The sequence below is a fragment of the Stenotrophomonas veracruzanensis genome, from assembly GCF_032911525.1.
GTDB lineage: Bacteria > Pseudomonadota > Gammaproteobacteria > Xanthomonadales > Xanthomonadaceae > Stenotrophomonas > Stenotrophomonas africana.
On record NZ_JAWJTI010000007.1, the window covers coordinates 20,547 to 42,091 of the forward strand.

Genomic DNA, 21,545 nt, shown 5'->3' on the forward strand with positions numbered 1-21,545 from the left:
CACTGAAACGCTCTAATTGACACCTTCCACCAATTCAACCCAGTTGCAAGTAGGCCCCCCGTCACAACATACAACAGGGGGCCTCCCGATTACTTGCGCTTGGCGACCTTGCGCACGGTCTTCTTGGCCGGCGCCTTCTTGGCGGCGACCTTCTTCAGCGGGGCAGCCTTCTTGGCAACCGTCTTGCGGGTGGCGGCAACCTTCTTGCCAACTGCCTTCTTGGCAACGGCGGCCTTCTTGCCGACCACCTTCTTGGCAGCGGCGGTCTTCTTGCCGACGGCCTTCTTGGCGACGGCAGCCTTCTTGCCGACAACCTTCTTGGCGACGGCGGTCTTCTTGGTGGCGACCTTCCTGGTGGCGGCAACCTTCTTGCCGACAACCTTCTTCGCAGCCACGGCCTTCTTGCCAGCGACCTTCTTGGCGGCGACGGTCTTCTTGGCCACGGCCTTCTTGGCGGTGGCGACCTTCTTGCCGACAACCTTCTTGGCGGCCGCGGTCTTCTTGGCAACGGTCTTCTTGGCAACGGTCTTCTTGGCGACGGCAGCCTTCTTGGTGGCGGCCTTCTTCACGGTAGCGACCTTCTTGCCGGCAGCCTTGGTGGCGGCCTTGGTGGTCTTCTTGGCAGCGGCGGCCTTCTTGGTCACAGCCTTGCCTGCAGCTGCCTTCTTCTTGGCCACTTCCTTCTTCAGGGCAGCGGCTTCGGCCTTGGCGTTCTTCTTGGCCGCTTCCAGCTTCTTCTTGGCGTTGGCAACGGTCTTGCCGACCGACTTGGCGGCCTTCTCGGCCTTCTTGGCAACGGTCTTCTCGACCTTGGCCACAGCCTTCTTGGCCTTGGCAACGCGGGTACCGGCAGCCTTGGTGGCGCGCTTGACGGTCTTCTTGACCGACTTCACGGCGTCTTCGGCGGCGTGGGCGATGGTCTCGCCAACGTTGGTGGCGGTTTCTTTGACGTTCTCGACGGCGTCGGTCACGACCGACACACCATTACCGTTGCTCATGTTGCCCTCCTGGGGGCCTTAAGTATCAAAACGGGGCGATGCTATACCGACATTGACGATCGTGGAACGGGGCACGCACCAGCAATCGCATCTGATGCGACGGCAATGGTGTAGCCCGCCACTGCTGCAGCAGTGGCGGGTTTACAGGAAACCCCTTTTTTTAAGGACTACGCCACATCGACCGCGTGGTCGAGGATGGCCGTTGCGTGCCGTTGAACGGATGCAGCGTCCAGTGCGCGCTGTGACGCATTGCGGCGCCCTGTTGCGCGGAACTGCGCAAGTATCAGTCTGTGTCCACGCGCCGTGCGATGGTCTTCGGTGGTGCAGGAATCGCCCCTGCGGGCGTCGCCACAGCCTTGTTGCCATCCTCCGCCCCCCCTTCGCGGCCTATGGTTTTCATGGCGCATTTATCCAGATCGCGACACACTCATTCAGCATGTTTTACCGTAGGGCCGAACCGTCCCCATCCACGCCAGCGAACCGACTCCCATGCGACCGCTTCCCACCCTGCTCACGCTCGCAATCGCCGCCGCCTTCGGTGGCTTCGTTGCCACCGGCATCAATGCGCACCTGGACAACCGGGCCGATGCCGCACCGCTGCCGGCGGTCGTGCCGACCACCGCTGCATTGCCGGCCTCGGTGGCCGGGCAAGCGGTACCGTCGCTGGCACCGATGCTGGAGAAGGCGATGCCGGCGGTGGTCAGCGTCAACACCAAGCAGGTGGTTCGCGTGCGCAACCCCTTCTTCAACGACCCGTTCTTCCGCCGCCTGTTCCCGGACATCCCGCAGGAACGCATCAACGAGTCGCTGGGCTCGGGCGTGATCATCGACGCCAAGGAGGGCCTGGTACTGACCAACCACCATGTCATCGACAACGCCGATGACGTACAGGTGACACTGGCCGACGGGCGCACGGTCAAGGCCGAGTTCCTCGGTTCGGACCGCGATACCGACATCGCGCTGATCCGCATCCCGGCGCAGAACCTGACCGACATCAAGCTCGGCAACAGCGACCAGCTGCGGGTGGGCGACTTCGTAGTGGCGATCGGCAATCCGTTCGGCTTCAGCCAGACGGTCACCTCGGGCATCGTCTCGGCGGTGGGCCGCAGCGGCATCCGCGGGCTGGGCTACCAGAACTTCATCCAGACCGACGCGTCGATCAACCCGGGCAACTCGGGTGGCGCACTGGTCGATCTGCAGGGCCAGCTGGTCGGCATCAATACCGCCAGCTTCAACCCGCAGGGCAGCATGGCCGGCAACATCGGCCTGGGCCTGGCGATTCCGTCCAACCTGGCGCGCAGCGTGGTCGACCAGCTGGTCAAGCACGGCGTCGTGGTGCGCGGCACGCTGGGCGTGGAAAGCCAGAACCTGACCGCGCAGATCGCGCAGGGCCTGGGCCTGGGCGAAACCCGTGGCGCACTGATCACCCGCGTGCTGGCCGGTTCGGCCGCCGCCGCTGCCGGCCTGAAGCCGGGCGACGTGGTGGTCTCGGCCAATGGCCAGCGCGTGGACAGCGCCGAGGCCCTGCACAACGTGGAAGGCCTGGCCGCGGTCGGCAGCGCGTTGACGCTGGACGTACGCCGCGAAGGCAAGCCACTGCAGATCAAGGCAACGCTGAAGGAACAGGCGCGCGCGGTCACCGGCGAGAGCCTGGACCCACGCCTGACCGGGGCCACCTTCGTCGATCTGCCCGAGTCACTGCGCCAGTCCGGAGTCGGCGGCGTGCTGGTCAGTGAGGTCAAGCGCGGCAGCCGCGCGGCCACCAACGGCCTGCAGCAGGGCGACATCATCACCGATGCCACGGTGGGCGAATTCGCCGACCTGGCCAGCTGGCGCGCCAACTTCCAGCAGCGCCCGCCGACCCTGGTGGTACGCGTGCTGCGCAACAATGGCCAGCAGCAGGGCCAGCTCGTGATGCGGTGATCGCCCTGCCGTAACACCCCCTATACCCCGGCAATGCTATTGCTGTCAGTCCAGGTCGGCACCGCCGACACCCGTTCCCCCATCGCAACAGGAGTGATTCGATGAGCCCCACCAATACCGAGAACCTGAAGGAACACCTGGGTGAAGCCGGTTCCCACCTGAAGCAGGCCGCGTCGGCCGCCGGCGGTGCGATCAAGGGCGCAACCGGCGCAGCCGGCGACGAACTGCGTATCGGCAAGGCCAACGTCAAGGCTGAACTGTCCGACAGCGCGCTGTCCGGCCTGGCTGCCGCCGAGTTCGGTGGTGCCGCCGCCAAGGAACAGGTCGACGCACTGATGGACAAGGGCAAGGACCTGATCGACAGCGCCGCTGAGCTGATCCGTGAACGTCCGCTGGCCTCGTTCGGCGTCGCCTTTGCTGCCGGCTGGATCATTGCCAAGCTGGCCCGCGGCAGCAGCGACAAGTAAGCCGCGGCGTGAGCGAAGACAACGCGCAAACCCCTGATCCAGCGGCCACCCCGCCGCTGGATGAGAGCATCCGTCAGGTCGGCGCGGCCGGTCGTGCCGCCGCCGATTCGGCCAAGCATTCGCTGCGTTCGCTGCGCCGGTTGGCCTCGGCCGACTTCGCGCTGGCGCGCAGCGCGTTCGGCCGTGCGCTGGCTTGGGCCGGCGTGGCGATCGTATTCGGTGCCTCGGCCTGGCTGCTGATGGCCGCTACCCTCATCGCCCTGCTGCAGAGCTGGGGCCTGAGCTGGCTGCAGGCCCTTCTGATCACCTCGCTGCTGAGCCTGGCCGTCACCGGTTATGCGATCTGGCGGGTGTCCTACTTCTTCCACCACACCGGCATGCACGCCACCCGGCGCCAGTTGTCACGCCTGGGCCTGTTCGACGAGCCCAGCGAAGACGATCCCGATGCCGATGTGCAGCTGCCTGAGGGCAAGCCATGAAGTTCGGTGCGCTGCAGCGGCGGGTCAAACGCTGCGAACAGGTGGTGACCGTGCGACTGGTCGAAACCCAGGACCACTGGTCCACGCTCAGCGACGTCTGGCGAAAAGGCTGGTCGCCGCTGCGCATCGTGGTGGTCGGCCTCGCCGGTGGCTTCATTGCCGGCAAACTGGAAGTCCCGGGCAAGGTCAACGGTGCCCGCTGGTTGCAGATGGTGGGTTCGGTCTCGAACCTGTTCGCCAGTGCGCAGGCCGCGTTCGCCACGGCGATGGCAGCACAGGCGGCGGCCACCGCTGACGATGCAGCCGAAGAAGCCGACGACGCCAGCGAACAGGCACATGCCGCAGCATCGGCGGCGGGCGCTCGACCGGCCCCAGCACCACAGCCGCAGGCAGCACCGGAACCGGAAGTGCGCGAACCGCGCCCGGCCGAAGCCGCCACCGAGCTGTCCGAACGTTGATCCACGAAATCCGCCGCGCCGATCGCGGCCGGCGGATAATGCGCTCCCCTTTCCGGTTGATGCGTCGATGAGCGAGTCACTCCTGTCCCCGTCACCGGCCGACCCCGAACAGCCCGACGCACCGCTGCCGCCCGCATCGCGCCCGCGCGGACCGATGTCGCTGGTGGTGCTGGCAACCCTGGCGGTGGGCTACACGCTGTGGGCCGCGCAGGACATCATCCTGCCGGTGCTGCTGGCGATGTTCTTCGCGCTGGTCGGCAATCCGATCCTGCGCCTGCTGCAGAAGCTGTGGATTCCGCGTGCGCTGGGCGCGCTGCTGATCCTTGGCGCCGGCCTGGGCGTGACCGGATCGCTGGCCGTGCAGCTGATCGGGCCGGCGATGGAGTGGGCGCAGGAAGCGCCGCAGCAGCTGCGCAAGGTCGCTCGCCAGGTGCAGGACCTGACCAAACCGGTGCAGCAGGCCAACCAGGCTGCGGAAAACTTCGCCCGCGTGGCCGGTGGTGACAGCAACCGCAAGGTGCAGGTGATCCGCACCCAGCTCGACGACCCGTACCGCATGCTGACCCGTGCGCCGCGACTGGCCGCCTCGGTGCTGGCGGTGGTGCTGCTGACCCTGTTCTTCATGATCTACGGGCAGAGCCTGCAGCGCGCGGCGATCGCCCTGTTCCCGAATCGCCAGCAGCAGCGCTTCACCACGGACATCCTGCGTTCAATCGAGCGCGAGGTCTCGCGTTACGTGCTGACCATCAGCGTGATAAACACCCTGGTCGGGCTGGTGTTCGCCGGCGTGCTGATGCTGCTCGGCATCGGCCTGCAGGAAGCGCTGCTGTGGGGCACGGTGGCCGCACTGCTGAATTTTGCGCCGTATGTGGGTCCGTTGATCGGCGTGGCGCTGATGCTGCTGATGGGCTTCGTGGAATTCCGCGACCCGCTGCAGGCGCTGCTGCCGGCGGCCGCCTACCTGGCCCTGCACACCCTGGAGGGACAGATGGTGACCCCGATCGTGCTGGGCCGGCGCATGAAGCTGTCGCCGCTGGTGCTGATCCTGGCGCTGATGGTGTTCGGCTGGGCCTGGGGCATGATCGGGCTGCTGCTGGCGGTGCCACTGCTGGTATGCATCAAGCTGGTGCTGGCGCGGCTGGACGGCATGCAGGGCTGGGCGCGGCTGCTGGAATGAAAGCCCGCGCGGGCAGGGGTAGAATGGCGGGGTGAATTTCCCCGTCCAAGCCATCACCCTCGACCTTGACGACACGCTGTGGCCGTTCGCTCCGATCGGCGCCCGCATCGACCTAGTCCTGCACGAGTGGATGCGCGAACACAGCCCCGCCACGGCCGCGATGTATCCGGTGGCGGCGATGCGCGAACTGCGCGAGCGCCTGTACCACGCCCATCCGCACCTCCACCACGACCTGAGCGCACTGCGCCGGCTGACCCTGCACGAAGCGCTGCACTCCAGTGGTGCCAGCCTGGAGCTGCTGGAGCCGGCGTATGAAGTGTTCTTCGCCGCGCGCAACCAGGTCGAGTGTTACCCCGATGCGATCGATGCGCTGGCGCGGATTGCCGCGCGGGTGCCGGTGGCAGCGCTGAGCAACGGCAATGCCGATCTGGAGCGGATCGGCCTGGCCCATCATTTCGCCTTCCAGCTGGGCGCGCGCGAACACGGCGCGGCCAAGCCGGAGGCGAGCATCTTCCACGCCGCCTGCACCCGCCTGGGTGTTGCGCCGGCACAGGTACTGCACGTCGGCGACCACGCCGAAATGGATGTGGCCGGGGCGATCGCCGCCGGCCTGCGCGGCTGCTGGATCAACCGCGAAGCAGCCACCTGGACCCATCCGCAACTGCAGCCGGACCTGCAGTTCGACACCCTCACCGGCCTGGCCGACTGGTTGGATGCCAACCTCGACGCTGCCGCACCCCGGAGTACCTGACGCATGAGCGAGATCACTGGTTTCACTGCCGACACCGCCGCAGCGCTGCCGCTGTACGTGCTGGACCGCGAGCAGTTCGCGGTCTGGAAGGACGGCCAGCCGGCCGCCACCCGGGCATGGCTGGCGTCGCAGGGCTTCACCGCCGGTGCCTTCACCACGGCGTTGCTGCCCGGCGCCGATGGCCTGGCCGGAGCGGTGATCGGTGTCGGTGATCGTGCCGATGCCTACAGCTATTCGCATGCCCCGCATGCCCTGCCGGAAGGCAGCGTGTGGCAGCTGGCCAGCGAACTGCCGGCCGCCGAACTGGCGCTGCTGCAGCTGGGCTGGGGCCTGGGCAGCTACCGCTTCGACCGCTATCGCAAGCGCCACCGTGCGCCGGCGCGCCTGGTGGCTGAGCCGACCGGCGAAGTGGCCGACCTGATCGCCGCCAGCCTGCGCGTGCGTGACTGGGTCAACACCCCGACCGAAGACATGGGTCCGCAGCAGCTGGAAGATGCCGCACGCGCGCTGGCCGATGCGCATGGCGCGCAGGTCGAGGCGATCACCGGCGACGAACTGCTGAAGCAGAATTTCCCGGCCATCCACGCCGTGGGCCGCGCATCGCACCGCGCCCCGCGCCTGGTCGTGCTGCGCTGGGGCGAGGACACCGATCCAGCACTGGTGCTGGTCGGCAAGGGCGTGTGCTTCGATACCGGCGGCCTGGACATCAAGCCGGCCGACGGCATGCGCAACATGAAGAAGGACATGGGCGGCGCCGCGCATGCCCTGGCCCTGGCCGGCCTGGTGATGGCACGCGGGCTGCCGGTACGGCTGACCCTGCTGGTGCCGGCAGTGGAAAACGCGATCGGTCCCGATGCCTTCCGCCCGGGCGAAGTGATCGCCACCCGCAAGGGCTTGAGCGTGGAGATCGACAACACCGACGCCGAAGGCCGCGTGATCCTGTGCGATGCACTGACCTTCGCCAGCGAGCAGAAACCGGACCTGGTGCTGGACTTCGCCACCCTCACCGGCGCCGCGCGCATCGCGCTTGGCCCGGATCTGCCGGCGCTCTTCAGCAATGACGACAGCGTGGCGCAGCAATGGCTGCAGGCTGGTGATGCGACCCGCGACCCGGTCTGGCGCATGCCGCTGTGGCGCCCCTACCTGCGTTACCTGACCAGTGGCATCGCCGATCTGGCCAACGCCGGCTCGCGCATGGCCGGTTCGGTTACCGCCGCGCTGTACCTGGAACGCTTCCTGGAAGACGGCCAGCGCTGGGCGCATCTGGACGTGTACGCCTGGAACGACGGTGAACGCCCGGGCCGTCCGGCCGGTGGCGAAGCGCTGGCGCTGCGTTCGGCGTGGGCAATGCTGAAGCAGCGCTATAGCTGATCGGGTGGGTGCCGACCGTTGGTCGGCACGCCGTCCCCGGAAAATCTGACGAAAAATTGAATTTCGGGCCCGGCCGGGTTCTGCGAGGATGTGTGGGTCGACCACCCACACGCTCCGTGAAGGCAGGACTCCGACCATGTCGCTCTTCCGCTACACCCGCTCCGGCCAGACGCCGGGCACACCGCGCACGCATTCGCCGCTGCCCTGGATCGCACTGATCGCGCTCATTCTGGGTGGCATCGCGCTGGCGTTCGCTTGGCTGGCCGGCTGGATCGGCGACCGCCTGACCGCGCAGCGCTTCACCGACACCATCGAGGCCACCGGCCCGGCCCATCCGGGCTTCCGACGCGCGCACAGCAAGGGCATCTGCGTGAGCGGCTGGTTCGAACCCAGCGCGCAAGCCCCTACCCTGTCCAGCGCCCGCGTGTTCTCGCAGCCACGCGTACCGGTGATGGGCCGCCTGTCGATCGGCGGCGGTGATCCCTACGGCGCCGACAACACCGCACGCGTACGCAGCCTGGCGGTGCAGATGGTCAGCGATGACGGCCAGGAATGGCGGATGGCGATGAACAGCTTCCCGTTCTTCGCCGTGCCCAACGCCGAAGCCTTCTTCGAACAAACCCGTGCTTCCATTCCCGACCCGGCCACCGGCAAGCCCGACCCGCAGAAGATGGCCGCCGTACTGGCCAAGTACCCCAGTGCGCAGGCGTTCCAGCAGTGGGCCAAGACGGCACCGTGGACAAGTAGTTGGGCCGACACCACCTTCAACAGCGTCAACAGCTTCTGGTTTACCAATGCGCAGGGCCAGAAGCGCGCGGTGCGCTGGCGCTGGCAGCCACAGGCGCCGGTGGTGGAAATGGATGCGGAAACGCGCACGCAGGCCAGTGTCGATTTCCTCAGCCAGGAACTGCGGCAGCGCCTGGCCAGCGGCCCGGTGCGCTGGAACCTGGTGGTTACTACCGCCGAGCCTGGCGATGCCATCGATGATCCGTCCGTACCGTGGCCCGAGTCGCGCGATCAGGTGGTAGCCGGCGTACTCAGCCTGGACCGCATGCAGTCGCAGGAACAGGGTGCGTGCGGCCAGATCAACTTCGATCCGCTGATCCTGCCCAGCGGCGTGCGCGGCAGTGACGATCCGATCCTGGCCGCCCGCTCGGCGGTGTATTCGCAGTCCTTCAACCGCCGCGAACGCGAGCGCGCCACCGGCAACGTCGAACAACCGAAGGAGGCCGCACGATGAGCACCGGCAACGGCCACTTCAACCTGCTGGCGCGGGTGCTGCACTGGTCCATGGCGCTGATGATCATCGCCATGTTGTTCATCGGCGTGACCATGGTTGCCTCGCTGCACCTGCGGCCAATGCTGATCGATCTGCATCGCCCGCTGGGCATCGCCATCTTGGTGCTGGTGCTGCTGCGCCTGTACAACCGGCTGCGCCATCGCCCGCCGCCGCTGCCTTCCGACCTGCCCGCCTGGCAGGTGCTGGCGGCCAAGGCCTCGCACTGGATGTTGTATGCGCTGATGCTTGCGATGCCGCTGATCGGCTGGGCGATGCTGTCGGCCGGTGGGTACCCGATCGTGCTGTGGGGCGGCCTGCATCTGCCGCCGATCGTGCCACACACCCCGGCGCTGTACGCCGCGTTGCGTAATGCGCACAGTCTGCTGGCCTACGTGCTGTTCGCAACGGTGCTGATGCACGTGGGTGCGGCGCTGTTCCACCTGTGGGTGCGGCGCGATGGGGTGTTCCAGGCGATGGCGCGCGGGAAGGATTGATCGGGTTCGCCGGGAGTTCCCGGCGGATCGTTTCCGCGCCTGCGGAGAGGTGTCACTTTCTTTGCGCGCAAAGAAAGTAACCAAAGAAACGCTCCGCCGGCCGCGAGCCGACGTGCTTCGCACGCCGGTGCCCTGCGCTCCTCGGTCCGTCGAGGGACGGCGCGGGAACTCGCTGCGCTCAGACACCCGCGCCTCTTCGCCCTCGCCGGTCCTGCGGTGCTCGGCTCGCTTGAAGGCGGACTTGAAGATCAAGATCAACAGCAAGAGCATCCACGCGCGGCGTGGATCTACTGGGTGCAGCTTTTTCCTTTGACGTTGGGTCCGCCTTGAGCGAGCCAAGCATCGCAGGGGAATCAGGGGCGCAGAGGCGCCGGTGTCTGAGCGCAGCGAGTTCGGCGCCGTCCCCTGATTCGCCGAGAAGCGCAGGGAACCGTCGCGTAGCGACGGCTCGCGCTCTGGCGGCGTGTTTCTTTGGTTACTTTCTTTGCACGAGCAAAGAAAGCGACACCTCTCCGCAGGCGCGGAAATGATCCGCCGGGCAGCGCCCGGCGCTACCTGCGTCGGCGCACGCCCCTACAACCACCCCTTCTGCCGCGCCAGCCGATACGCCTCGATCCGGTTGGCCACGCCCAGCTTGCCGATGCACTCGGACAGGTAATTGCGCACCGTACCGTGCGACAACCCCAGCTGTTCGGCAATCTCGCTGGCGGTTCGGCCCTCCCCTGCCAGACGCAGCACACGGCGCTCGCGGTCGGTCAGCGGATCGGCCTGCGACCACGCATCCAGCGCCAGCTGCGGGTCGATCGCACGGATGCCCTGTTTCACCTTGCGCAGTGCATCGGCCAGGTTCTCGGCCGGTGCGTCCTTCAGCAGGTAGCCCAGCACGCCCGCCTCCAGCGCGCGGCGCAGGAAACCGGCGCGGGCGAAGGTGGTCACGATCACCACCTTGATCGGCAGCTCATGGCGGGCGATGCGCTGCGCCAGCTCCAGCCCGGACAGGCCCGGCATCTCGATGTCGGTGACCAGGATGTCCGGCTTCAGCTGCTGCAGCATCCGCCACGCAGCTTCGCCGTCGGCCGCGCTGCCCAGCACCTCGATATCAGGCTCCAACCCCAACAGCGCCGACAACGCGCCGCGCACCATCGCCTGGTCCTCGGCCAGCAGAATGCGGATCATGCGGGTCCCCCCTGTGCCGGCGATGCCGAGGACAGCGGCATGGTGGCGGCCCCCAAGGGCACGCGCACGGTCAGCAGCGTGCCTTCGCCGCGGGGCGACTGCAGCGTCAGCTGCCCACCCAGCGCCGCCGCACGTTCGCGCATGCCGCACAGCCCATTGCCCTCGGCCTGCACGCCACCGCGTCCGTCATCGCGTATCTGCATCGCCAACTGTCGGTCCTCCAGCATGAAATCCACCTGCACGCGGGTCGCCTGCGCATGGCGCACGATGTTGGTTGCGGCCTCGCGCAGTACCAGCGCCAGTCCACGTTCCACGTCCACCGGCATCGGCGGTGGCGTCGTGTACTGCAGGTGCACCTGCTGGCATTCCAGCAGCAGACGGGCCGACGCCAGTTCGCCGGCCAGGTCGCTGGCACGGATACCGGTCACCGCGCTGCGCACCTGTGCCAGCGCTTCGCGGGCGATGGCCTCGGCCTCACCGATCTCCTGCCGTGCACGCGCGTCATCGCGGTCGTACAGCTTGCGTGCCAGTTCCAGCTTCAAGGTGATCAGCGAGAGGGTGTGACCGAGCAGGTCGTGCAGGTCGCGGCCGATGCGTTCGCGCTCGGCAGTTGTCGCCAGCCGCCGCACTTCGTCCTGCGACAGCTGCAGGGCAACGTCGCGCTGCTGGCTCAAGGCCTCCACGTTCACCACCAGCCCGACAATGAACGACACTGCCGGCATCCACACCATGGCTTGCCACGGATAGCCGAAGTAGAGCGCAGCACCGCAGAACAACAGGTTCAGCCCGGTAAGCTGCAACAGGTACACCCACCAACCACCACGGCTGCTCATGCGGATCATCACGCAACCGAACACGAAGTAGCTCAGACCCGACGGGTACCATGGCAGCAGTACCAGAGCGAGCACGATCATGCCCAGCGCATAGCGCCACCCATGGTGCCGGGGTGCCAGCATCACCTTGGCATAGAGCAGCAGGAACAGCGGATAGCTGGCCAGGGTCAGCAGCAGCCAGCGCAGCGTGAAGCCATTGCCGAGCACCGGGGTGAGGAAGATCCATACCGACCACAGCAGGTGGATCGCTCCGCTCCAGGGCGACTTGCCACGTCGCAGCAGTTCGGCCACGGCCGAATCCGGCGCAGGGCGCAGCAGGGACGCAAGCCAGCTCAACGACACGGGAGGATCCAGGCGGGGACGAACGTTGCCGATCATGCCAGTTCAGCCGATCCGGCGCAGGCGACGCCGTGCCAACAGCAGCGCCACCACCGTGACCGCCAGCAGCACCAGCAGATGGCCCCTGATGCTGCCCGCCGACGGCAGCCCGACCACCGGCAGCGCCAGCTGCGCCAGATGCCAGGTCGGCCACAGCGGTGCCATCGTCGAGAACAGCACAGGCAGCGCCGACAGTGGCAGCCACAGGCCCGACAGCAGGGCCAGCGGCAGGTAGACCAGGTTGACCATCGCCGGCGCCGCGCTGGCACTGACATGGCTGCCGATCAGCAGGCCGATCGCCCCCAGCGGCAACGCGGCCAGTCCGGCCACCGCCATCAGCTGCAGCACCTGCAGCGCCTGCAACCGCACGCCACCCAGCGCGTGCGCCGCGCCGATCAACAGCGAAGCCACCAGCAGCGCGAACATCACTGCCATCGCCAACCGTGCCAGCAGCGGCGCTGCAGCAGGCATCGGCAGCGCGCGCTTGAGGGTCAACAGGCCGCCTTCGCGGTCCAGCGCCAGCTGCACCCCGAAGCCGAACAGGGCCGGGGCCATCGCGCCGAACACACAGTAGGTGGCCAGCAGGTACAGCGGTGCGTGACCACGCCCCAGCAGCACACCGAACAGCAGATAGAACAGCACCGGGAACAGCAGCGAGGGCACCGCGAACGCCGGCGTGCGCCAGGCACGGCGCAGTTCGGCCACCAGCTCGGCGCGGTACGGACGCAGCGCCTGGCGCCAGGCAGATGCGAGCGCGGGTGTAGTGCCGGTACGGGTCATCGTGTTCATGCGGCCTCCCGGGTCATGTCGAGGAAAGCGTCGGCCAGTGCCGCGCCCTGTACTTCCAGCTCGCGCAGCTGCGCATCGGCGGCCAGCAGGCGTGCCACCACCGGCTCGGCCGGGCTCGCCAGCAGCTGCAGGTGCTCGCCGTCGCGCTGCACCTGCTGCACGCCCGGCCACTGCTGCACGTCTTCGGCGGGCAACACGCTGCGGCAACGGATCCGACGCGGCCGATCGGCCAGGCGCAGCTCGCTCAACGGCGCGTCGGCCAGCACCCGGCCCTGCTCCAGCACCACCACCTGCTGTGCCAGCGCTTCGGCCTCTTCCAGATAATGGGTGGTCAGCAGCACGCCGCAGCCTTCGGCCACCAGCTGCCGGATCGCCTGCCACATCGCCTGTCGCGCCTGGATGTCCAGTCCGGTGGTGGGCTCGTCCAGGAACAGCACCCGCGGGCGGCCACACAGGGCGATGGCGAACTGCACAGCGCGCTGCTGGCCACCGGAAAGCTGGCCGTAGCGGCGGCGTGCCAGTACCTGCAGACCGGCGCGCTGCAGTATCTCCTGCAACGGCATCGGGTCCGGATAGCAGGCGCTGGCCTGCGCCACCAGTTCGTCCACCTGCAGCACCGGTGGCAGGCTGGTGCTCTGCAGCATCACACCCAGGCCGAGGCGACGGCTGCGCTGCTGCGGGTCACCGCCGAGCAGCTCGACCTGGCCGGCATCGGCGCGGCGCAGACCCAACAGCACGCTGATCGCGGTACTCTTGCCGGCACCGTTGCGGCCCAGCAATGTCAGCACCTGGCCAGCGCGGACCTGCAGGTCGATGCCCTGCAGGGCGGTATGGTCGCGATAGCGCACCTGCACCTGCTGCAGGCGGGCCAGCGACGGGGCGATCGGATCCATGGGCGGTACCGGTAGCGGGGACGTTGCCATCCTGTGCCGCCGTGGTCACATTTCGCAGTTGCCGCCGTCAGTGTCATCGGGTGACAGCTGTCACTGCCGTCATCGCCGTACCTGCCTTCATGCTGTGCCGCACGCTCCACCGCCGGAACCGCCGCCGTCCGCTCTTCCGGCCACACCCGCCCGAATGCCTGTGATGGAACGAATGAACGCTTCTGCCGAGCTGTTGAAGGAACTCCGTATCGACCGCAAATCGCCGCCGCCCGCCTCCGGTGGCAGCAATGGCGGTGGACGTCGTTGGCTGTGGATCGCCATCATCGTGATCGTGCTGCTGATCGCCGCCGCCGTAGCCTTCCTGTTCGGCCGCGTGCCGGCCGTGGAGGTGGAAACCGCGCCCGCCGTGGCCATCCAGCAGGGCAACGCCAGCAGTTCGGTGCTCGATGCCAGCGGCTACGTGGTCGCCCGGCGCATGGCCACGGTCTCGGCCAAGATCACCGGCAAGGTGCGCGAGGTGATGATCGAGGAAGGCATGCGGGTGGAGCAGGGCCAGATCATGGCCACGCTGGACCCGATCGATGCCGACGCCCAGCGCAGCCTGTATGCCTCGCAGCTGCAGGCCGCACGCAGCCAGGTGGCCGGGCTGGAGGCGCAGCAGAAGCAGGCCACCGCCGAGGCCAGCCGCCTGCAGGCACTGGTCGGCCAGCAGCTGGTGTCACGTTCGCAGTACGACCAGGCCGTGGCCCAGCGCGACAGCCTGCGTGCGCAGCTGGAAACGGCCCAGCGCAACGTCAAGGTGGCCAACGACCAGTTGGCCATTGCCGATCTGGGCGTGGACAACAACATCGTGCGCGCTCCCTTCTCCGGGGTGGTCACCGCCAAGGCCGCGCAGCCGGGCGAAATCGTTTCGCCGCTGTCGGCGGGCGGTGGTTTCACCCGTACCGGCATCGGCACCATCGTCGACATGGACTCGCTGGAGATCGAAGTCGAGGTGGGCGAGGCCTTCATCGGCCGCGTGCAGCCGAAAATGCCGGTGGAAGCCACGCTCAACGCCTACCCGGAATGGAAGATTCCCGGCGAGGTCATCGCCATCATCCCCACCGCCGACCGCGGCAAGGCCACGGTGAAGGTGCGCGTGGCGCTGAAGGTGAAAGACCCGCGCATCGTGCCGGAGATGGGCGTGCGGGTCAGCTTCCTGGAACAGGCGCAGCCGCAGGCGGCCGCCAAGCCGCAGGGCGTACGCGTACCGGGCGGCGCCGTAGTCCAGCGCGAGGGCGCCTCGGTGGCCTTCGTGCTGGGTGATGAGAACCGCGTGCAGCAGCGCACGGTCGAGGCTGGCCAGGCGATGGGCAAGGACCGCCAGATCCTCAAGGGCGTGAGCGCAGGTGAATCGGTGGTGGTGAACCCGCCGGACACCCTGCGCGATGGCGCCAAGGTGCAACAGAAACAAGCGCAGTAACGGCCTGGCGCCCATGGGCGCCGCCGGCAACACCGCTCGACGCACGCCTGCGCCACCGCAGGTGCGCTTCCCCGTTTCCCGTCTTCCGTGGAGAACCACCCATGTCGACCCTGGTTTCACTGCGCAACATCACCAAGACCTACCAGCGTGGTCCCGAGAAAGTGCAGGTGCTGCACGGCATCGACCTGGACATCGCCAGCGGCGACTTCGTGGCGCTGATGGGCCCATCCGGCTCCGGCAAGACCACCCTGCTCAACCTGATTGGCGGCCTGGACAATCCCAGTGGCGGCGAGATCAGCATCGAAGGCGAGCGCATCGACCAGATGAGCGGCGGCCAGCTGTCGACCTGGCGTAGCCATCACGTCGGCTTCGTGTTCCAGTTCTACAACCTGATGCCGATGCTGACCGCGCAGAAGAACGTGGAACTGCCACTGCTGCTGACCCACCTCAATGCCGCGCAGCGCCGGCGCAACGCGGAGATCGCGCTGACTCTGGTCGGCCTGGCCGACCGCCGCAGCCATCGTCCCAATGAACTGTCCGGCGGCCAGCAGCAGCGCGTGGCGATCGCGCGGGCGATCGTCTCCGACCCGACCTTCCTGATCTGCGACGAACCGACCGGCGACCTCGACCGCCAGTCCGCCGAGGAGATCCTGGGCCTGCTGCAGCAGCTCAACCGCGAACACGGCAAGACCATCATCATGGTCACCCATGACCCTAAGGCCGCCGAGTACGCCACGCACACGGTGCACCTGGACAAGGGCGAGCTGGCCGACGCGCCGCTGGCCCACTGACGGAGGCCACGGCAATGAAATACTTCTCGTTGGTCTGGGCGCAGCTGTTCCGCAGCCGCACCCGCACCCTGCTGACCCTGCTCTCGGTGGTGGCCGCGTTCCTGCTGTTCGGCATGCTCGACTCGGTGCGCGTGGCGTTCACTTCCGGTGGCAGCGTGGAAGGCGCCAACCGTCTGGTGGTGGCTTCGCGACTGTCGATCACCCAGTCGCTGCCGATCCGCCTTGAAGCGCAGATCCGCCAGGTAGCCGGCGTGCGCGACGTGGCCTATGGCATGTGGTTCGGCGGCATCTACCAGGATCCGAAGAACTTCTTCCCGAATTTCTCGGTGTCGCCCAACTACTTCGATGTCTACCGCGAACTGCAGATCGACCCGGCGCAGCTGGAAGACTGGAAGCAGACCCGCACCGGCGCCATCGTCGGCGAAACCCTGGCCAAGCAGTTCGGCTGGAAGATCGGCGACACCATCCCGCTGCAGGCCACGATCTTCCCGCGCGGCGGCAGCAACGACTGGCCGCTGGAACTGAAGGGCATCTACCGTTCAAAGGACCGTGCGCTGGCGGCCAACGAAGAACGCCAACTGATGATGAACTGGAAGTACTTCGATGAGTCCAACGACTACATCAAGAACCAGGTGAGCTGGTACACGGTGACGCTGGACAACCCGGACCACTCCTCGCGGGTGGCACAGGCCATCGATGCGATCTCGGCCAACTCCGACCACGAGACCAAGACCCAGACCGAATCGGCGTTCCAGCAGGCCTTCGTCAAGCAGTTCGCGGATATCGGCATGATCGTCACTTCGATCATGGGTGCGGTGTTCTTCACCCTGCTGCTGTTGACCGGCAACACCATGGCGCAGGCGGTGCGCGAGCGCGTGCCCGAACTGGCCACGCTGAAGACGCTGGGCTTCAAGGACAGCACCGTGCTGACCCTGGTGATGGTGGAGTCGGTGCTGCTGATCGGCCTGGGCGGCCTGATCGGCATGGGCCTGGCCGCGCTGATCCTGCCGGCCATCGGCCCGAAGAGCATGGGCATGCTGCCGCCACACGTGCCAACCCCAACCTGGCTGATGGGGCTGGGCCTGATCGTGGTGATCGGCATCATCGTCGGGTTGCTGCCCGCGCTGCGCGCCAAGCGCCTGAAGATCGTCGACGCACTGGCCGGCCGCTGAGGAGGACACCGACATGTTCAAGAGCAAACTGAAGAAGTGGCTGGGCAACGGTGTGATGGTGCTGCTGCTGGCGGTCGGCCTGGTGCTGTGGATCAGCCTGCCGTGGTTTGGCGTGCTGGCCGTGGCCGTGCTGGTAGCGCTGTGGCTGCTGTTGACCCGCAGTGGACGGCTGGCGTTGGCCGCCACCCGCATCGGCGTGGCCAGCCTGCCGCAGCGCTGGGGCGCGTCCTCGGTGATCGTGGTCGGCATCGCCGGCGTGGTCGGCGTGCTGGTGGCGATGCTGGCGATGGGCGAAGGCTTCCAGGCCACGCTCAACAACACCGGCGATGACACCACCGCCATCGTGCTGCGTGGCGGCTCGCAGGCCGAAACCAATTCGGTCATCACCCGCGAACAGGTGCCGACGCTGTCCACCCTGCCCGGCATCACTCGCGATGCCGAAGGCCGGCCGCTGCTGTCACCGGAGCTGTCGCAGGTGGTCAACCTGGTGTCGAAGTCCGATGGCACCGACGTCAACGCGCAGTTCCGCGGCGTCGGCCCGCAGGCGTGGGCGGTGCATGACAAGGTCAAGATTGTCGAAGGCCGCAAGTTCGCCACTGGCCTGCGCGAGATCGTGGTCGGCCAGGGCGCAAAGGGCCAGTTCCGCGATCTTGACGTTGGCAAGACGCTGACCCTGGGCAACCAGACCTGGACCGTGGTCGGCGTGTTCGCCACCGGCGATGCGCATGATTCGGAGCTGTGGACCGACGCCGATACGCTGGCCACCACCTACCAGCGCAGCGCCTGGCAGTCGATCAGCGTGCGTACCGATGGCAAGGCAGGCTTCGAGCAGTTCAAGGCGGCAGTCGCCGCCGATCCGCGCCTGAAGCTGGACGTGGAAACCACCCGCGTCTACTACAGCAAGCAGGGCGGCGGGCTGACCAAGCTGATCGACATCCTTGGCAAGGTGATCGGCACGATCATGGCGGTGGGCGCGGTGTTCGGCGCGCTCAACACGATGTATGCCGCCGTGGCCACGCGCGCACGCGAGATCGCCACGATGCGTGCGATCGGCTTCCGTGGCCTGCCGGTGGTCACTGCGGTGATGCTGGAGACGATGCTGCTGGCGCTGCTGGGCGGCCTGCTGGGATGCGCGGTGGCCTGGCTGCTGTTCAATGGCTACAGCGTGTCCACCATCGGCAGCAACTTCAGCGCGGTGGTGTTCAAGTTCCATGTTTCGCCGGAACTGCTGTGGACCGGACTGAAATGGGCGCTGGGTATCGGCCTGGTCGGCGGCCTGTTCCCGGCGCTGCGCGCGGCGCGTTTGCCGATCACCACGGCGTTGCGCGAAACCTGAGCATTTCGCAGCGATACCACGCGCATCGCGCAGGGGGACGGAGCGAACGCTCCGTCCCTTTTTGTTTGAGTGTCATCCACGCGTGGCGTGGATGGATGCCGACGTATACGCGTGGCTACAGATTGCAGGAAATCCGCCGCTATCGGTGCCTCTGCCCATCGCAAACGCAGCGCGCGTGACGCTGCGCACAACCGATCTGTGGATTGTTGGTTGCGATTCATTTTCGCGCCCATCCGCGGCGCAGAGACAAACAGTTACGAATGGAAACACTCTAGAATCGCGCCCCCCACGTTGGTTTGCAGCACCCCACGCGTCCAGAGAACGGGCGCTTGTTTTTCCTGAAACACGAGATGTCACGGATGTCCCTGAAAACCAATCCGCTGCGCAACGCGATCGTGATCGCGCTGGCTGCCAGCTGCACCACCCCCGCCTTCGCACAGAGCGCCGGCGAAACCCCGACCAACCTCGACCGCATCGAAATCACCGGCTCGCGCATCCGCCAGGCCAGTGTCGAAACCGCACAGCCGGTCGTCGCGCTCAACCGCGCCGAGATCGAGAAGAAGGGCTACATCAACGTCGCCGACATCCTGCAGGACGTCACCGCCGCCGGTGCTCCGAGCCTGAGCCGCTCGTCGTCGCTGAGTTCTTCGCGTGACTTCGGCGGCACCTACGTCAGCCTGCGCAACCTCGGCCCGGAACGCAGCCTGGTGCTGATCGACGGCCGCCGCATGGGCGTCAGCGCCGGTGGCTACTCCGACCTGGCTTCGATTCCCTCGGCAATCGTCGAGCGCGTGGAAGTGCTGACCGACGGTGCCTCGGCGCTGTACGGCTCGGACGCCATCGCCGGTGTGGTCAACATCATCACCCGCAAGAACTTCGACGGCGGCGAAGCCAGCGTCTACGTCGGCCAGTACGGTGAAGGCGACGGCCAGAAGCGCTCCTACAGCGCCACCTTCGGCAAGACCTTCGACCGCGGCTGGTTCAGCGTCGGCGCCGAGCGCACCAAGGAAGACGAGATCCTCGGCAGCGAGCGCGAGTTCAGCCGCTACCCGGGTGGCCCGCGCCACGCCGATGACGTCGACGCCCTGAGCCCGACCACCCAATGGGGCACCGTCACCGTCGGCGGCAAGCCGCTGACCGTGGGCCCGGGCGGTGATCCGAGCCAGGCCGGCAACTTCCACACCCCGGACCCGGCGGATGGTGCCAACGCCAAGACCAACATGAGCCTGCTGAGCGGTCTGGAGCGCACCTCGGTGTTCGCCAACGGTGGTTTCTCGATCACCGACAACCTGCGCATCGTGGCCGACGCGCTGTACAGCAAGCGCGAGTCCACCAAGCACCTGGCCGGCTACCCGTACTCGGTATCGGCCGCACAGGCCCGCAATGGCACCCGTGCCGCCCTGTCCAAGGACAGCACCTTCAACAAGTGGGGCCAGGACGTCCTGTTCTCGCACCGCACTGAAGAACTGCCGCGCGGCACCGAGAACAACCTGGACACCAAGCGTGCCAGCATCGGCCTGGAAGGCAGCTTCGAAACCGGTTCGCGTTACTGGGACTGGAACGTCAGCTACATGTACAACCGCAACGAAGGCGAGCGCATCGGTACCGGCAGCATGTACCAGCCGCACGTCGACCTGGCGGTCGGCCCGTCCTTCATGGATGGCACCGTGGCACGCTGCGGCACCCCGGGTGCAGTGATCGCCGGCTGCGTGCCGTGGAACCCGGCCGCGCCCATGGGCTATGCGGGCCCGGGCTCGCTGAGTAACCAGGACGTACAGGACTACCTGTTCACCCGCTTCGTCGACAAGATGAAGAGCACCACCAAGGTGGCCAGCGCCAACATCTCCGGCTCGCTGTTCACTCTGCCGGCCGGTGACATCATGGGTGCGATGGGCTTCGAGCACCGCACCGAAGAAGCCAGCTATACCCCGGACCTGATGGTGCAGAAGGGCCAGATCGCCGGCACCACCGGCCAGCCGACCCGTGGCGATTACTCGCTCAACGAGGTCTACCTGGAAATGCAGGTGCCGCTGCTGGCCGACCTGCCGTTCGCGCGTGAACTGTCGCTGGACCTGGCCGGTCGTTACACCGACTACAACACCTTCGGTTCGACCACCAACAGCAAGTTCGGCCTGAAGTGGAAGCCGATCGACAGCCTGCTGGTGCGCGCGACCTACGGTACCGGCTTCCGTGCACCCACCGTGGACGATCTGTACGGCGGCGCAGTGTCCAGCCGCGATTCGTTCACCGATCCGTGTGATACGAAGTTCGGCATCGCCGCCAGCAGCCCGACCGTGGCAGCACGCTGCAAGGCGCTGAATGTGCCCGCCAACTTCCGTCAGCAGACCGGTGCGGACGGCAACCTTGCCAACCGCCCGGGCCAGCAGGCCACCTCCGATTTCAACTCGGGTTCCAACCCGGAACTGAAGCCGGAAACCGCCAAGACCTGGACCGTCGGCCTGGTCTACAGCCCGGAATTCGTGCAGGGCCTGGACGTCAGCCTGGACTGGTGGAAGATCCGCATCAACAACGCCATCGTCGGCGAGTCGGCCACCGATATCCTCAACCAGTGCTACGTGCAGGGTGTGGATTCGGCCTGCGGTCGCTTCACCCGTTCCACCGCAGCGGCCACCCGTGGCCAGGTCTCGGCACTGGATCGCTCGCTGGTCAACGCCGGCTACCGCGAAACCGCCGGTTATGACATCGGTGTGCGTTACCGCCTGCCGGAAACCGCGTACGGCAAGTTCGCCGTCAACTGGAACACCACCTACACCGACTACCTGGAGCAGCGCAACGACAGCGCCGCCACCACGCCGGTGGAGCAGAAGACCGGCTGGCAGGGCAACTTCCGCGTGCGTTCGACCTTCAACCTGGATTGGCAGTACGGCGATCTGGGCATCGGCTGGACCGCCCGTTACTACTCGGGCATGAAGGAAGCCTGCTCGTACGATCTGGGCGGTGGCCCGGACTGCAACATGGCTGGCTTCGTCTCGCCGTATACCGATGCGCAGCCGAGCCGCAAGGTGGGCTCCAACACCTTCCACGACCTGCAGGTGCGTTACAGCCTGCCGTGGGACGGCACCGTGTCGCTGGGCGTGAACAACGTGTTCGACCACCAGGGTCCGATCATGTACAGCCAGCCGAACAGCAGCTTCACCTACTACGGTGGCTTCGACATCGGTCGTTTCATGTACATGAAGTACCAGCAGCGCTTCTAAGGCTGCAACCGCGTTCCCGCCACCGCCATCTCTCTCCTGGCGGTGGACGGAAGCAGAACGGCGCCCCTCGGGGCGCCGTTCTTTTTTTCGGGAAGCGGGGGTCGGATCC

19 protein-coding genes are annotated in these 21,545 nt (G+C 66.9%); 14 read left to right on the top strand and 5 right to left on the bottom strand.

The window, feature by feature from the left end; translation table 11 throughout:
- Positions 1-89: 89 nt before the first annotated feature.
- Complete coding sequence (locus R1H25_RS07455; RefSeq protein ID WP_317223207.1) at positions 90-998, bottom strand: histone; 909 nt, start codon at positions 996-998, stop codon at positions 90-92.
- Between the two features lie 489 nt (positions 999-1,487).
- Between R1H25_RS07455 and R1H25_RS07460 the strand changes: the two genes are divergently transcribed.
- From R1H25_RS07460 to R1H25_RS07500, 9 genes are all read left to right on the top strand, one after another.
- On the top strand, positions 1,488-2,921 hold the full coding sequence (locus tag R1H25_RS07460; protein ID WP_049448706.1) for a Do family serine endopeptidase: 1,434 nt from the start codon (positions 1,488-1,490) through the stop codon (positions 2,919-2,921).
- Positions 2,922-3,022: 101 nt separating this feature from the next.
- On the top strand, positions 3,023-3,388 hold the full coding sequence (locus tag R1H25_RS07465; protein WP_032128158.1) for a hypothetical protein: 366 nt from the start codon (positions 3,023-3,025) through the stop codon (positions 3,386-3,388).
- A gap of 8 nt (positions 3,389-3,396) precedes the next feature.
- Complete coding sequence (locus R1H25_RS07470) at positions 3,397-3,867, top strand: phage holin family protein (protein WP_057499892.1); 471 nt, start codon at positions 3,397-3,399, stop codon at positions 3,865-3,867.
- Positions 3,864-4,325: a protein sip-5 gene (locus R1H25_RS07475; RefSeq protein WP_317223208.1), complete on the top strand. Its 462-nt coding sequence runs from the start codon at positions 3,864-3,866 to the stop codon at positions 4,323-4,325. The genes R1H25_RS07470 and R1H25_RS07475 overlap by 4 nt, the downstream gene beginning before the upstream one ends.
- Positions 4,326-4,392: 67 nt before the next feature.
- The gene (locus R1H25_RS07480) at positions 4,393-5,502 is read left to right on the top strand and encodes an AI-2E family transporter (RefSeq protein ID WP_107378977.1); all 1,110 of its coding nucleotides are present in this window, start codon (positions 4,393-4,395) and stop codon (positions 5,500-5,502) included.
- A 31-nt stretch (positions 5,503-5,533) separates the two neighbouring features.
- A complete protein-coding gene (locus tag R1H25_RS07485; protein ID WP_317223209.1) occupies positions 5,534-6,253 on the top strand; it encodes an HAD-IA family hydrolase in 720 nt (239 codons plus the stop codon).
- A gap of 3 nt (positions 6,254-6,256) precedes the next feature.
- On the top strand, positions 6,257-7,624 hold the full coding sequence (locus tag R1H25_RS07490; RefSeq protein ID WP_317223210.1) for a M17 family metallopeptidase: 1,368 nt from the start codon (positions 6,257-6,259) through the stop codon (positions 7,622-7,624).
- A gap of 136 nt (positions 7,625-7,760) precedes the next feature.
- On the top strand, positions 7,761-8,864 hold the full coding sequence (locus tag R1H25_RS07495; RefSeq protein WP_317223211.1) for a catalase family peroxidase: 1,104 nt from the start codon (positions 7,761-7,763) through the stop codon (positions 8,862-8,864).
- Positions 8,861-9,397 (top strand): cytochrome b, encoded by a 537-nt coding sequence (locus tag R1H25_RS07500; protein WP_317223212.1) that lies wholly within the window; start codon positions 8,861-8,863, stop codon positions 9,395-9,397. Before R1H25_RS07495 ends, R1H25_RS07500 begins: the two co-directional genes overlap by 4 nt.
- Positions 9,398-9,970: 573 nt before the next feature.
- On the opposite strand, the gene R1H25_RS07505 is transcribed toward R1H25_RS07500, so the two are convergent.
- Genes R1H25_RS07505 through R1H25_RS07520 form a run of 4 tightly spaced genes read right to left on the bottom strand, consistent with a single transcriptional unit; the run spans position 9,971 to position 13,466 of the window.
- Positions 9,971-10,573: a response regulator transcription factor gene (locus tag R1H25_RS07505; RefSeq protein WP_317223213.1), complete on the bottom strand. Its 603-nt coding sequence runs from the start codon at positions 10,571-10,573 to the stop codon at positions 9,971-9,973.
- On the bottom strand, positions 10,570-11,784 hold the full coding sequence (locus tag R1H25_RS07510; RefSeq protein WP_317223214.1) for a sensor histidine kinase: 1,215 nt from the start codon (positions 11,782-11,784) through the stop codon (positions 10,570-10,572). Before R1H25_RS07510 ends, R1H25_RS07505 begins: the two co-directional genes overlap by 4 nt.
- A 6-nt stretch (positions 11,785-11,790) precedes the next feature.
- Positions 11,791-12,573 (bottom strand): ABC transporter permease, encoded by a 783-nt coding sequence (locus R1H25_RS07515; protein WP_317223215.1) that lies wholly within the window; start codon positions 12,571-12,573, stop codon positions 11,791-11,793.
- A complete protein-coding gene (locus R1H25_RS07520; RefSeq protein WP_317223216.1) occupies positions 12,570-13,466 on the bottom strand; it encodes an ABC transporter ATP-binding protein in 897 nt (298 codons plus the stop codon). The genes R1H25_RS07515 and R1H25_RS07520 overlap by 4 nt, the downstream gene beginning before the upstream one ends.
- A gap of 202 nt (positions 13,467-13,668) precedes the next feature.
- Here R1H25_RS07520 and R1H25_RS07525 point away from each other — a divergent pair, with 202 nt between their 5' ends.
- The 5 genes from R1H25_RS07525 (at position 13,669) to R1H25_RS07545 (ending at position 21,436) form a co-directional block, all read left to right on the top strand.
- Entirely contained in the window at positions 13,669-14,919 is a 1,251-nt protein-coding gene (locus R1H25_RS07525) for an efflux RND transporter periplasmic adaptor subunit (RefSeq protein ID WP_317223217.1), read from the top strand.
- Between the two features lie 101 nt (positions 14,920-15,020).
- Positions 15,021-15,710: an ABC transporter ATP-binding protein gene (locus R1H25_RS07530; RefSeq protein WP_004137569.1), complete on the top strand. Its 690-nt coding sequence runs from the start codon at positions 15,021-15,023 to the stop codon at positions 15,708-15,710.
- Positions 15,711-15,724: 14 nt separating this feature from the next.
- The gene (locus R1H25_RS07535; protein WP_049448254.1) at positions 15,725-16,882 is read left to right on the top strand and encodes an ABC transporter permease; all 1,158 of its coding nucleotides are present in this window, start codon (positions 15,725-15,727) and stop codon (positions 16,880-16,882) included.
- Between the two features lie 13 nt (positions 16,883-16,895).
- Positions 16,896-18,218 (top strand): ABC transporter permease, encoded by a 1,323-nt coding sequence (locus tag R1H25_RS07540; protein ID WP_317223218.1) that lies wholly within the window; start codon positions 16,896-16,898, stop codon positions 18,216-18,218.
- 359 nt (positions 18,219-18,577) lie between these two features.
- Positions 18,578-21,436 (top strand): TonB-dependent receptor domain-containing protein, encoded by a 2,859-nt coding sequence (locus R1H25_RS07545; protein WP_317223219.1) that lies wholly within the window; start codon positions 18,578-18,580, stop codon positions 21,434-21,436.
- The last annotated feature ends 109 nt before the right edge of the window (positions 21,437-21,545 follow it).